Consider the following 13371-nt stretch of genomic DNA (forward strand, 5'->3'; position numbering starts at 1 on the left):
CTGCCCCATCGCCCGGGTCACGACGACCGGTGACACGTGAATCAGAAGTGATACCGAGCTTTCTTCAGCTCGATCCGACCGTCCTTGATCGGCACGCCTTCGAGTTCGAGCTTGGCGATCTGACGATGAGCCAGGTGCGCCGACGGTTTGCCGGAGGCGCCGAGAACCCGATGCCACGGCAGATCGGCAGAGTCGGTCCGCATGATCCAGCCGACCGTGCGAGCGCTGGAAAGCCCTGCGGCGTCGGCGATGTCGCCGTACGTCGCCACGAAGCCGGCGGGAATTGAGGCGATGAGTCGCCTTACCTCTTCGATCTGCTCTTCCGTGGTGGCTGCCATCGGGGCCTCGTCAGAGCATTGTCCGGACGAGGGTCGCCACCTCGTCGGCCCGCACGTGCGGGACCATGTGGTCACAATCGAATTCGACACTGGTCAGATTTTCACCGAGGCGTTCGGTGAGCGCTGCCCGGAACTCGTCGGTGACGTACGGAGGCTGAACTTTCATTGCCTGAACCAGCACGGTCGGCATCGATGACGGTGGCAGCACGATCGGGCGAGCGAGTTCACCCCACCCGGTCACGATCGCAGGGGTGGACAGGCGCCAGTTGACGCGCCCGTTGCCCAGCTGGATCAGGTGCTCGGCCATCTCGATGTCGAGATCCGGGGTGGGAACCTCACCCCACGAGCCGTGAATCTTCTCGGAGTAAGCCTCTGCCGCATCGGTGTAATCCGGTGAGCCGATTGTGAGTTCAGCCACTTTTTGCATGAAAGTTGGATCCAAACCGATCGCCGGGTCGAGCAGGACGAGCCCACGAACGCGTTCGGGTGCGGTGGCCGCGAGGTGCAGCGCCAGCATTCCGCCGAACGAATGCGCGACGATCACCACCGGTCCGGTGGCATGTTCGTCGAGCGTCTCCAGCAGGCTGGCCACGTGGGATTCGATGTTCCAGGGGGGAGCCCACGTGGAGCGCCCGTGACCGCGTAGATCCGGCGAGATCCAGCGCGCTTCGGGCAGTTGGTTCTCGGCCATCGACTGCCAACGCCGGCCGTGACCGGTCAGGCCGTGCAGCGAAAGGATCTCCGGCGCCCCGACGGGTCCGTAGAGATACGTATGGAGTGCAGACACACGAGCAATCATGCCGGATGCAGGCGATGCATGAGTTGTCGGTGCGCTCTGGTGGAATGCCTGGGTGAGTGAGACGGCAACACGCAGCAAGGTCACCATTCCGCGGGCGCGGTTGGTGCACCGAACTGCGCCGTCTCCGATACCCCGATCGTGGGACGAAGGGACGGCGCGGCTGTTCGCTCCGCCGTCAGAAGATCCATTCCAGCTCGCATTCGGCTCGGTGTCATTCGGCTCGGCGGCCGCCTGGAATCCCTGGCAGGTGCTCGGCAGCCCCGGAACCGGCAAGACGTCCCTTCTCGTGGATCTGGCAGTGCAGAAGATCTCCGGTGGCGAAGATCCTGAATCGGTCCTGGTGCTCACCCAGTCACGCCGGGCAGCGACGCAGGTCCGAGAGCAGATCACAGCCGGATTGCTCGGGTACGAACAAGAACGCGGGCCGCAGGCAACTCGTGAGCCGTTGGTCCGCACCGTTCACTCCTACGCCTTTGCTGTTCTTCGGCTTCAAGCTGCAGCACACGGCAACGCGCCGCCACGCCTGATCACCGGCGCCGAGCAGGATTCGGTGCTGCGAGAGATGTTGCGCGGCGACATCGAAGACGGCGCGCTCCGGTGGCCGGAGCGCCTGCGACCCGCGCTGGGCTTGAACGGCTTTGCCGTAGAACTCAGAGACCTGATGCTGCGTGCCAACGAACGCGGACTCGGTCCCGAAGATCTGGTCAAGCTTGGCAAGAAGCGCGGCCGACCCGAGTGGGTGGCGGCCGGCCGGTTCGCCGAGGCGTACGAGCAGGGTGTGCTGCTGCGCGGCAGTGTCGGTGTCGAGGCTCCGGAGGCCACAGCGCCGGCGCTGGACGCAGCTGAGTTGATCGGCGCCGCGCTGACCGCGTTTGCCACCGACCCCGAGCTCCTCCGCTCCGAGCGCGCCCGTATCCGGCACCTGCTGGTCGACGACGCGCAGCACCTGGATCCTCAGGCGGCGCAACTGGTTCGACTGATCGGAACCGGAACCGTGGGCACTGTCATCGCCGGCGATCCGGATCAGTCGGTCTTCGGGTTCCGCGGTGCGGATTCGGCGTTCCTGCTCGGACTCGCCGAGCGCGGAGACGAGCGCCAGATCGTCCTGCCCACAATGTTTCGAAACAATGCCGACGTCGCGTCGATCTCGGCCAAGATCGCTGCGCGGCTGCCCGGCAATCTCGCTCACCGCATCGCGGTTCCGTCCGACCTCACCGATGAGGACCCCGGACGGGCGTCGGTGCGTGTTCTCGGCACGACGGCCAAAGAAGCGGCAGTTGTTGCAGATACCTTGCGCCGGGCACATCTGCTGGACGGGATTGCGTGGTCCGACATGGCAGTCATCGTGCGGTCGGTCCCGCGCACCCTTGCCCCTCTCCGGCGGGCCCTGCTCGCCGCGGGGGTGCCCGTCACCACTGCTGCCACCGAATTGCCGCTCGCCAGGCAACACGGCGTGTCCGGCCTGTTGCTGGTCCTTCGGGCGCTCGGAGGCGATCAGTTCACCGGGGACGACGCTCTGGCCCTGATGGCCGGCCCGATCGGCGGCGCCGAACCGGTTACCCTGCGCCGGTTGCGTCGTGGTCTGCGCCGCGTCGAGTTGGCGTCGGGAAGTGATCGGGACTCGTCGGAGTTGTTGCGGCTGATCCTGATCGACGAGGATCGTGCGCAATCCAAGCGGCTCATGGGCAAACTGACGGACGTCGAGGCTGCTGCCCTGAATCGAGTGCTGTCGGTCCTTCGCAAGGCCCGGGTACCTCTCGAGCGTGGTCTCGGGGTCGAGGAAGTTCTCTGGGCGGCCTGGCAAGCGACGGGCCTGGAACGGCGCTGGGCGGCTGCGTCGGCACGTGGGGGACCTATCGGCTCACAAGCTGATCGCGACCTGGACGCCGTCGTCGCACTCTTCGACGCGGCCGCCAACTACGTCGACCGGCTGCCGCGTTCGCAACTCGCCGGTTTTGTCGACTATTTGACCAGCCAGGAGATACCGACCGACTCGCGGAGCCGATCGGTCATTGCTCCCGACGCCGTCACCGTGGTCAGCGCTCACGCCGCGGCGGGTCGCGAATGGGCCGTCGTGGCGGTGGCGGGTGTGCAGGAGGGGCTCTGGCCGAGTTTGCGGGCACGCGGATCGCTGCTGCGCACCGAAGCGCTGATCGACCTGGTCAACGGAGTCTCCGACGGCAGTGACTCGGCTGCTGAACGACTCTCGCGAACCGCGCCCCTGCTGGCCGAAGAACGCAGGTTGTTCCTGGTCGCCTGTAGCCGTGCTCGTCGCCGTCTGCTGATCACCGCAGTCGAATCGGCTTCGGGGGATACCGATCTGGTGCCTTCGCGGTTCGTGGACGAATTGATCCGGGGTGACGCGTACTCGGACGACCCGACTTCCGATCTCGACGTCGTTGCACCGGAGACCGGAGATACCCGTGTTCTGTCGCTGCCGGCACTGGTCGCACAGCTTCGCAGTGTGGTGTGTGATCCCGACATCGCGCATTTCGACCCCGAGAAGCATTCCCGCGCCGCACACCAGTTGGCGCGTCTCGCTGCTGCCGGAGTACGAGGCGCTCATCCGGATCAGTGGTACGGCACAGCCGAGCCGAGCACGGCTGCTCCCATGTGGCAACCCGAGGACGGACCGGTATCACTCTCGCCGTCCACCATCGAGCTTCTCGAAACATGCCCTCTCCGATGGGTGTTCGAGCGTCATGGTGGCAGCGACGGAGACAACACCCACGCGATCGCCGGCACCCTGGTCCATACCTTGGTCCAGGCACTGGCCGGCCGGATTCCACCGGACCAGGTCGAGAAGGCACTCGAAAATGCCTGGGAGTCGATCGATCTGGGTTCGCAGTGGTACTCGCGCCGCGAGCTCAATCGAACGCGCGAGATGCTGGCGACGTTCACCGCCTGGATGAACGCAACTCGCGGTGAACTGACCGAAGTCGGCGTCGAGGTTGCGGTCGAGGGGGTCCTCGAACCGCGCGAAGAAGGAGCGCCTGCGGTCAAGCTTCGCGGCCGGATCGACCGGCTCGAACGTGACACCGAAGGACGCCCGGTGGTCGTCGACGTGAAGACTGCGCGAAATCCCGTCAGTAACGAGGCCGCGCAATCTCACGCGCAGTTGGCGGCATACCAGGTCGCAGCGGCCGAAGGTGCGATAGCAGGCGAACCGGCGACACAACCCGGTGGCGCACGCTTGGTATTCGTGGCCAAGTCCAACAAGAAAGACGGCGCGGCGCAGCGAGTTCAGCCGCCGTTGACTGCCGAAGCAGTCGAGATGTGGCGAGACGTCATTCACAACGCTGCGGCAGCGACTCAAGGACCCGAGTACCTGGCCAGGGTCAACGACGGATGTAGACATTGCCCGGTGCGTTCGAGTTGCCCGGCACACGACGAGGGACGACAGGTGAGTAACTAAGTGGCTGCCGCGACGCAAAAGGCACGCCGACCGAAGATCGACCCTGTCGACCTCGCGGTCGCGCTCGGTCAGCACCCGCCGACGCCGGAGCAGGCGGCAGTGATCGCCGCACCGCTCGGTCCGACATTGGTGGTCGCCGGCGCCGGTGCCGGTAAGACAGAGACGATGGCTGCTCGCGTCGTGTGGCTGGTGGCCAACGGCTTCGTCGATCCCGAGGCCGTTCTCGGATTGACCTTCACGCGCAAAGCGGCGCAACAGCTCACGTCGCGAATCCGCAAGCGCTTGGCGCGACTGGCGGGTTCGGACGTGCTGCGGGCACTCGACCCCACCGGCGGAGTGCGCTCCCGGATTCTGGCCGGGGAACCCGAAGTCAGTACCTACCACGCTTACGCGGGACGGTTGCTGTCCGAACACGGACTGCTGTTGCCCATCGAACCCTCGGCGACGCTGTTGTCCGAGACCGAACTGTGGCAGGTCGCGCACCGCGTCGTGAGCGGTTGGGACAGCGATCTGGACACCGACAAGAATCCGGGGTCGATCACCGAAACCGTTCTGGCCCTTGCCGGTCAGTTGGCGGAGCATCTGGTCGATCCCGAGCAGTTGCTCGAGGCGCACACCGAGTTGGACAAGTTGATTCACACTCTGCCTGCCGGTCCGAAACAGCGGGGTGGACCGAGCAAAGAACTACTGAATTACCTTGATGTGCAACACAAACGCATTGAGCTACTGCCCCTCGTCGCCCGGCTCGGCGAGACGTTGCGGCGCGAAGGTGCATTGGACTTCGGAAGTCAGATGTCGCTGTCGGCGCGGGTCGCTTCAGAGCATCCCGAGGTCGGGCAGACCGAGCGTGAGCGCTTTCGGGTAGTCCTTCTCGACGAGTACCAGGACACCGGTCACGCTCAGCGAGTGTTGTTGTCGTCGTTGTTCGGTGGGGGAGCTGACGGCCGGTTGGCGTTGACGGCCGTCGGCGATCCCATGCAGTCGATCTACGGTTGGCGCGGCGCGTCGGCGGCCAACCTGCCCCGGTTCGCAACCGATTTCCCGCTCGCCAACGGAAAGCCGGCTCCGACACTCGAACTGCTCACCAGTTGGCGCAACCCGCCGGAGGCTCTCGAGCTGGCCAACCTGTCTTCGGCGCCGTTGCGTCGACGCGGCGTGGCCGTCAGCACTCTTCGTGCGCGGCCAGGAGCCGTCGCCGGAGACGTTCGACTGGCGTTACTCGGCGACGTCGAACAGGAACGTCAGTGGGTGGCGGAGAAAATCGCCGAAGAATACGAGGCGGCACGCGCCGAAGACCGCCCGACGCCCACGGCAGCAGTGTTGATCCGCCGAAACGCGGACGCTGCCCCGCTGGCCGAAGCTCTGCGGTCCAAAGGTCTGCCGGTCGAAGTGGTCGGACTCGGTGGGCTTCTGCACACCCCTGAGGTGGCGGACGTGATCGCCATGCTCCGAGTGGTCGCCGATCCGCTGGCGGGCAGCGCAGCGGTTCGGCTACTCACCGGAGCGAGATGGCAAATCGGGGCGAAGGACCTCGCCGCACTCTCGCAACGCTCCCGCGAACTCGCCATCTCCGCGGGATACGGAACTGCAGGTGCGGTCACCGACGCCGAGGCGCTCACCTCGGCGGTCCACGATGCATTGCCGGGGGAGAACGCCGAGCAAGCAGGCTTGGTCGACTCGATCTCCGATCCAGGTCCGGCGGAGCGCTATTCAGCCCTCGGGTACACACGCATCAACGCGATAGCGGCAGAGTTGGCGTCCTTGCGCGAACGCATCGGCCAACCGCTCACCGAATTGGTGGCGGAGGTCGAGCGGGTGCTCGGTATCGGAATCGAGGCGGGAGCGCGGACCCGAGTCGGTGTCGTCGGCACTGCTGGCCGTGAGCATCTCGACGCGTTTGCCGACGTCGTCGCCAATTACGCGACGCGTCCGACGGCCAATCTGACCGGGATGCTCGCATTCTTCGCGGCCGCTGAACAGATCGAAAAGGGCCTCGCCCCGGGCGAGGTGGAGGTGGCGCCGGATCGCGTGCAGATCTTGACCGTGCACTCGGCGAAGGGTCTGGAATGGGAAGTGGTCGCGATCCCGCATGTCAGCGACGGGGTGTTCCCCTCGTCCACCGCGTCCGGGTCCTGGCTCGGTGCCCTCGCCGAACTGCCGCCGTCGTTGCGCGGTGACCGGGCCGTCGACGCGGATTCGGCGGATGGTGTGCCAGTGCTCGACCTCGAGGAGTTGTACAACCGCAAGGACCTCGAGAACGCGATAGCGGCTCACAAGAAGGCACTGTCCAACCGTCGACTGGACGAGGACCGTCGGTTGTTCTACGTCGCGCTGACCAGAACCGAACGGGCACTGTTCATCTCGGCTCATCACTGGGCAGAATCCGGTTCGGAACCGAAGGGGCCTTCGGAGTTCCTGGACGAGCTGCATCAGATGGTCACTGCCGAAAACGGCGCCGGTGAAGATGGTTCACGCGGTGTGATCGGCGTTGTGGAGGAATGGGCGCCGGCGCCGGAACCCGACACCGAGAACCCGTTGGCATCTACGCCCCGGACGGCGCAGTGGCCACCCGATCCGCTGGGTGGGCGCCGCGGGGCCGTCGAGGCGGGAGCCGCGAGCGTCCTGTCCGCTCTCGTATCGCTGCCGCAAAACAGTGAAGAGACGGAAGAACCGGAGGACGATCCGGAAAACTGGGCTTCGGACGCCGACGTTCTCTTGGCCGAGCGCGAAGCCCGGGCAAACGCGCGTGCCGAAGTGATTCTTCCCGCACAGCTTTCGGTGACTCAGCTCGTCGACCTCAAAGCCGATCCGGACGAACTCGCGGCACGTCTGCGTAGACCACTGCCGTACCCACCGAATCCGCTCGCTCGGCGAGGCACGGCTTTTCACGCCTGGATCGAGCGAAGGTTCGGTGCGACCCGGCTGTTGGATCTCGACGAACTACCCGGCGCCGCGGATACCGGCGCGGGCCCCGAGACCGATCTGGTGAAACTGCAGGATGCATTCCTGCGGTCCCCGTGGGCCAATCGCAGCCCGATCGAAGTGGAAGTTCCCTTCGAGACTTCTATTGCGGGAACGGTTTTGCGAGGTCGGATCGACGCTGTGTTCGCCGATCCAGACGGCGGATGGACGGTGATCGACTGGAAGACCGGTGCCGAACCTTCGGCCGCCAACGAGGACGCTGTTGTGATGCAGTTGGCCGCGTATCGGGTGGCCTGGGCCGAATTGATGTCAGCCAGAGCTCGTTCGGCAGGGCGCAACGAACAGTTTCCGGCCGACAAGGTGCGCGCGGCGTTTCACTACGTGCGATCGGGTCGCACCATCGCCCCCGAGAACCTGCCGGACGGTGAGGCTCTCGCGCACCTCATCCGAACGGCAGGCGCGCAGGACTAGCTGGCGTTTCGACGAGCTTTGAGCGCTTCGGTCACCAGCGGAACCTGCAGGGGGAGACGTGCGATCGAACCGATCTTCTGCGGCGTGGATGTCTTCGGGCTTCGGCACCAGTCGATCGCCATCTGAATGTTGGCGGGGAACACGGCAACAAAGAGCGCGGCGGCAAGGCCCGCGCCGAGCTTGCGAGTCTTCGGCACAGCCAAGGCCGCGCCGATCGCCAATTCCGCGACACCCGACACCTGCGTGTAGGTGCGCGCCTGACCGGGAAGCTGGCGGGGAACGGTGCTGTCGAAGAAGGAGGGCGCGACAAAATGCATGGTCCCTGCGCCGAGAAGGATGGCCGACAAACGAAGAGCGGCTGCTTGGCTGGGAGTGGACGTCGAACTGGTGAAAGGCATTTGCCCAGCCTGCCTGACGGTGGCTCCACTTGCCAGTACCGGTGCCGGTATCGGCGCCACTACCGGCGCGCTATTCGGCGCCCGAGTTCCGAAGTCGATCTTCGAGGGTTACGCTGCCTGCCGATGTCCGTGTAGGTATTTCGTAAGTTCGAGTGAGAGAGTCGATGTATGGCCGGTAAGCTCCGGGCGCGTTTGACCAGGTCGGAAGCATTGACCGATCAGCCTGACTTCGCCCTTGTCGGGGTGCTGCGAATTCCCCAGCTGCAGACCAGTCCAGCTCGGGCCATCTACAAGCGAGTTCTCATCGCGTTGAGTGCTCTCGGCGCCGCCGTGTTGATCGTGTACATCGATCGTGCGGGCTACCGTGACGCTCAGGACAACGAACTTTCCCTACTCGATTGCATCTACTATGCGACGGTTTCGCTCTCGACCACCGGCTACGGCGACATCACCCCGTTCACGCCGTCCGCGCGCCTGGTCAACGTTCTGTTGATCACGCCACTTCGAATCTTCTTCTTGATCGTGTTGGTCGGCACCACACTTTCAGCTCTGACCGAGAGTTCGCGTCAGGCGTTCAAAATTCAGCGTTGGAGGCAGCACGTGCGTAATCACACCGTCGTCGTCGGATACGGAACCAAGGGGCGCACGGCAATCGAAGCCATGCTCGGGGACGGTGTGCCGGCGTCGGAGATCGTGGTCGTCGACACCGATCAGGCCGTACTGGATTCCGCTGCCAGTAAGGGGTTGGTGACGGTATTCGGTTCGGCTACGAAATCGGACGTACTTCGGTTGGCCGGCGCGCAGAATGCGTCGTCGATCATCGTGGCAACCAACCGCGACGACACCGCAGTGCTCGTGACGCTGACAGCTCGGGAAATTGCGCCGAAGGCCAAGATCGCCGCAGCCATCCGTGAAGCCGACAATGCGCATCTCCTCCGTCAGTCCGGCGCAGACTCGGTGGTCGTCTCTTCGGAGACGGCCGGCCGACTCCTCGGCATCGCGACCACGACGCCGACCGTCGTGGAGATGATCGAAGACCTGCTGACTCCGGAAGCCGGATTCGCGATCGCCGAGCGCGCCGTCGAGCGTGACGAGGTCGGTGGCTCTCCGCGTCATCTCTCCGACATCGTGCTCGGAGTCGTTCGAGACGGCCGTCTGGTTCGCGTCGGTTCGCCCGAGGTGGACGCGGTCGAGGAGAACGATCGCCTGCTGTACATCCGCCGCGTCACGAACTGAGTGCTACCGAGCTTCGTGCGCGCAGTAATGTCGTGAGCGTGAACGACTTCCAGCTGACCGAAACACCTCTGCTCTCACGTTCGAGCGTCGGCCGCGCCGAGGAATTGCGGTCGGACGCCGCTGCACTGACCACGGGGTGGGCGGATGCGCTGCTTCTACGGGTGAATTCACGGGGTCAGGTCAAGGTGTCGCCGGAAGGTCAGTTGGTCTTCGCCGAGGCAACCGAGTTGGGACCCGAACCGGTGCGCGGTGCGGTGTTCCTGGGAATTCGCGAGAATCGCCACGTGTGGGCGGTGCGGGTGTCGCTGTTGGCGGGCACGTTGTCCGAATTGCGGATGCTCGGCGGAACACTCGACGACGCGGACGCCGGCCTGTTGACCGGTGCCGTCGCGATTCTCAACTGGCACGACAGTGCCGGATTCAGCGCTATCGACGGCGCACCGAGTGAGCCCACCATGTCCGGCTGGTCTCGCATCTCCACGTCCACGGGCCACGAGGAGTTTCCCCGAACCGATCCGGCGGTCATCTGCCTGGTGCACGACGGCGGCGATCGAGTTCTGCTCGCGCGTCAGCCGACCTGGCCGCAGCGGCGTTTCTCGATTCTCGCGGGATTTGTCGAGGCCGGGGAGTCGCTCGAAACGTGTGTTGTCCGCGAGATCAAGGAAGAGGTCGGTATCGACGTGCACAGCGTCCGATACCTCGGCAGCCAGCCCTGGCCGTTCCCGCGCTCGGTGATGTTGGGCTTTGCCGCAATCGGCGATCCCGCAGCTCCGCTGCTGTTCGCGGACGGCGAGATCGCCGAGGGCACCTGGTTCACCAAGGACGAGGTGCGCGCCGCTCTCGAACTCGGCGACTGGGGTTCGGAAGCGGACGCGCCACTGCTGCTGCCCGGATCGATCTCCATCGCTCGCGGAATGCTCGAGAGCTGGGTCAAGTAAGAGCTGGATCGAGTAGCAGCCGGAGAAGTTCTACAGACCTAGGGCCTGCTTGACCTGGTTGAGCGACGGGTTGGTCGCGACGCTGCCGTCGCCGTACTTCACGGTCGGAACGACGTGATTGCCACCGTTGACGCTGCCGACGAAATCGGCTGCCGCCGGATCGTTCTCGATGTCGATCTCGGTGTACTCGATCCCCGACGCATTGAGCTGCGTCTTGAGGCGGCGGCAGTAGCCGCACCACGTGGTCGAGTAGATGGTCAGGGCAGGCGCGTTTTCGGTAGAAGTCACGGCCGATATAACACCACGACCGAGAGCGTTGTTCCGTATCGGCCCGTGTTCTCTTGCCCACATACCGTCGGGCGCGGCGATTGGAGTGTCGGAACGTCCTGCCATGATGGTGCCCATGCCTGCGGACACCGGACTGGATCCAGAACAATCGGCCGCCGTGCTCGCGCCACGCGGCCCGGTGTGCGTCCTTGCGGGCGCTGGAACAGGCAAAACCCGCACCATCACACGTCGGATCGCTCATCTGGTTGCCGACGGTCATGTGTCGGCCGGTCAGGTGCTTGCCGTGACATTCACAGCTCGTGCGGCCGGGGAGATGCGTGGACGTCTCCGTGAGCTGGGCGTCGGCGGGAGTGGGCCGCAGGTGCAGGCTCGAACCTTTCACGCCGCTGCTCTCCGGCAACTGAAGTACTTCTGGCCGCAGGTTGTCGGTGACACGCCCTGGCGTCTGCTCGACCGAAAGTTTGCAGTTGTCAGTAGCGCCGCAGCTCGGGTGGGATTGCCCACCAGCACGGAAAGCGTCCGGGACCTCGCCAGCGAAATCGAATGGTCGAAGGCTTCGCTGATCGCGCCGGAGGATTACCCACGCGCGATCGCCAAGATTCGCCGTGAGGCACCGGTCGATGCCACCAAGGTGGCCGAGGTTTATGCGGCATACGAAGAGCTGAAGGCACGCGGCCAGGACGGCATGCTCCTGGACTTCGACGATCTCCTACTTCACACAGCGGCAGCTCTCGAAGAGCATTCGACGGTCGCCGACGAGTTCCGCGAGCGGTATCGCTGCTTCGTCGTGGACGAGTATCAGGACGTCACTCCACTTCAGCAGCGTGTGCTCGACGCCTGGCTGGGGGACCGCGACGACCTGACCGTGGTGGGCGATGCGAATCAGACTATCTACTCCTTCACCGGCGCCACCCCGAACTACCTGTTGGACTTCTCCCGCAAATTCCCCGAGGCGACTGTCGTCCGGCTCGAACGGGACTACCGCTCCACGCCTGAGGTCGTGTCGTTGGCGAACCGCGTGATCGGTGCGGCGCGCGGGCGGATCGCCGGGACGCGTCTGCAGTTGATCGGGCAGCGCGCACCGGGGCCCGACCCGGAGTTCATGGAGTTCGACGACGAGCCGGCCGAGGCGCTCGGCGTTGCGCGGGCGATCAAACGGCTGATCGCGGCAGGCACCCCCGCCGCCGAGATCGCTGTTCTGTACCGGATCAATGCCCAGTCCGAGGCGCACGAGCAGGCGCTCACCAAGCTCGGCATCCCGTTCCAGGTGCGCGGCGGCGAGGGCTTCTTCACCCGCACCGAGGTCCGTCAGGCGGTGGCGGCGCTGCGCCAGGCTGCCGGACGCGACGACCTCCCCGAAGGTGCAGACAACGGCGAAGCGCTGGTCTCACTCGTCCGCGCCGTACTCGCTCCGCTCGGCCTGACCAACGAGGAGCCTGCGGGTACTCAGGCACGCGAACGCTGGGCGTCGCTCTCGGCTCTCGTGGCGCTGACCGAAGAACAACTCGTCCACGAACCCGAACTGACGCTGACCGGGCTTCTGCAGGAGCTCACGGCCAGAGCTGAGGCGCGGCACCCACCGACAGTGCAGGGCGTGACGCTGGCTTCGCTCCACGCGGCCAAGGGGCTCGAATGGGATGCGGTGTTCCTGGTCGGCCTCAACGACGGCACCCTGCCGATCCAACACGTTCTCGGCGACGCCAATTCGGGCGCCGACGACGTCGCGGTGGAGGAGGAGCGTCGGCTTCTCTACGTGGGGGTGACCCGCGCTCGTGAGCATCTGCAACTGTCGTGGGCGCTGGCCCGCAACGAGGGCGGACGCAAGTCCCGTCGTCGGTCGAGGTTCCTCAACGGACTCATCCCGGAGGATTCGCCGGCCTCGCGCGTTGCCGCGCCGTCGTCGGGGAACAAGAAGCGTCCGCGCTGCCGCGTATGCGGCAAACCGTTGATCGGGACGTCGGCGACAATGCTCGGACGCTGCGAGAAGTGCCCGTCCAATGTCGACCTGGAATTGCTCGAACATCTCAAGGCCTGGCGTCTGGACAAATCCCGTGAACTCAAAGTTCCGGCCTATGTCGTCTTCAGTGACAACACACTGATGGCTATTGCCGAACAACGACCACAAGACAATCGTGGGCTGGTCTCGATTCCCGGAATCGGGCCGAAGAAACTCGACAATTTCGGTGAGGACGTACTTGCTGTCATTCGCGGTGAACTGAGAGCGGCAACACTCGATATCTGACAACACATCTAATCGACAACCGTGAGTTACATAACCGCAGGTCAAAAATAGGTTGTGCAGATTCGAGAGATTCTCTACTCTGGTTTTCAGTGTTACGGGGCAACCTGTGCGCAGAAACTATCCGGACCGACACGAAATGGAGGTGGCAAATAAATGACGAACTTGATCTCTTACGAAGCGTGCGCAAGCGCAAAGTTCGCTGTTGCCGCCCCCATGCTGCCGCGTGCAGCGGGATGGGCGCAGCATGCGTTCCGCCTGCGCCCTCAAGCAGCAGCAAAGAAAGCAGCTGTCGAGTCCGTGTTCTTAAGCCATCGAGGTATTTCT

The 13371-nt window shown here is 64.8% G+C and carries 9 protein-coding genes; 5 read left to right on the forward strand and 4 right to left on the reverse strand.

All coding sequences use genetic code 11. The features are described 5' to 3' along the window. Window positions 1-41: 41 nt before the first annotated feature. Together ACSW29_RS12235 and ACSW29_RS12240 are read right to left on the reverse strand one after the other, a co-directional pair. Complete coding sequence (locus ACSW29_RS12235; protein WP_448277318.1) at window positions 42-338, reverse strand: MGMT family protein; 297 nt, start codon at window positions 336-338, stop codon at window positions 42-44. 10 nt (window positions 339-348) lie between these two features. Continuing rightward, window positions 349-1137: an alpha/beta hydrolase gene (locus ACSW29_RS12240; RefSeq protein ID WP_317825553.1), complete on the reverse strand. Its 789-nt coding sequence runs from the start codon at window positions 1135-1137 to the stop codon at window positions 349-351. A gap of 52 nt (window positions 1138-1189) precedes the next feature. Between ACSW29_RS12240 and ACSW29_RS12245 the strand changes: the two genes are divergently transcribed. Both ACSW29_RS12245 and ACSW29_RS12250 read left to right on the forward strand, forming a co-directional pair. Continuing rightward, window positions 1190-4552 (forward strand): ATP-dependent helicase, encoded by a 3363-nt coding sequence (locus ACSW29_RS12245; RefSeq protein ID WP_317825473.1) that lies wholly within the window; start codon window positions 1190-1192, stop codon window positions 4550-4552. Continuing rightward, a complete protein-coding gene (locus ACSW29_RS12250; RefSeq protein ID WP_448277319.1) occupies window positions 4553-7945 on the forward strand; it encodes an ATP-dependent helicase in 3393 nt (1130 codons plus the stop codon). It abuts the gene before it with no gap. On the opposite strand, the gene ACSW29_RS12255 is transcribed toward ACSW29_RS12250, so the two are convergent. Further along, window positions 7942-8343, reverse strand: a complete 402-nt coding sequence (locus tag ACSW29_RS12255) for a DoxX family protein (protein WP_230812662.1) — start codon at window positions 8341-8343, stop codon at window positions 7942-7944. The genes ACSW29_RS12250 and ACSW29_RS12255 overlap by 4 nt on opposite strands. Before the next feature lie 168 nt (window positions 8344-8511). Here ACSW29_RS12255 and ACSW29_RS12260 point away from each other — a divergent pair, with 168 nt between their 5' ends. After that, window positions 8512-9579, forward strand: coding sequence for a potassium channel family protein (locus ACSW29_RS12260; protein ID WP_230812664.1), 1068 nt, complete (start codon window positions 8512-8514; stop codon window positions 9577-9579). Window positions 9580-9617: 38 nt separating this feature from the next. Further along, on the forward strand, window positions 9618-10517 hold the full coding sequence (gene nudC, locus ACSW29_RS12265; RefSeq protein WP_007731249.1) for an NAD(+) diphosphatase: 900 nt from the start codon (window positions 9618-9620) through the stop codon (window positions 10515-10517). A 30-nt stretch (window positions 10518-10547) separates the two neighbouring features. Here the strand turns inward: nudC and ACSW29_RS12270 are convergent, their stop codons facing one another. Then, window positions 10548-10805 carry a mycoredoxin gene (locus ACSW29_RS12270; RefSeq protein ID WP_003942350.1) on the reverse strand — a complete coding sequence of 86 codons (258 nt, stop codon included), beginning with the start codon at window positions 10803-10805 and terminating at the stop codon, window positions 10548-10550. A gap of 103 nt (window positions 10806-10908) precedes the next feature. On the opposite strand from ACSW29_RS12270, the gene ACSW29_RS12275 reads away from it, so the two are divergent. Then, a complete protein-coding gene (locus ACSW29_RS12275) occupies window positions 10909-13047 on the forward strand; it encodes an ATP-dependent DNA helicase UvrD2 (RefSeq protein WP_448277320.1) in 2139 nt (712 codons plus the stop codon). The last annotated feature ends 324 nt before the right edge of the window (window positions 13048-13371 follow it).

Source organism: Rhodococcus sp. GB-02, assembly GCF_053470465.1.

Bases quoted from the DNA above. Each gene is read 5' to 3' on its own strand.
- ACSW29_RS12275 (WP_448277320.1), top strand. From the start codon at position 10,909: ATGATGGTGCCCATGCCTGCGGACACCGGACTGGATCCAGAACAATCG.
- ACSW29_RS12255 (WP_230812662.1), bottom strand. From the start codon at position 8,343: ATGCCTTTCACCAGTTCGACGTCCACTCCCAGCCAAGCAGCCGCTCTT.
- ACSW29_RS12235 (WP_448277318.1), bottom strand. From the start codon at position 338: ATGGCAGCCACCACGGAAGAGCAGATCGAAGAGGTAAGGCGACTCATC.
- ACSW29_RS12240 (WP_317825553.1), bottom strand. From the start codon at position 1,137: ATGATTGCTCGTGTGTCTGCACTCCATACGTATCTCTACGGACCCGTC.
- ACSW29_RS12260 (WP_230812664.1), top strand. From the start codon at position 8,512: ATGGCCGGTAAGCTCCGGGCGCGTTTGACCAGGTCGGAAGCATTGACC.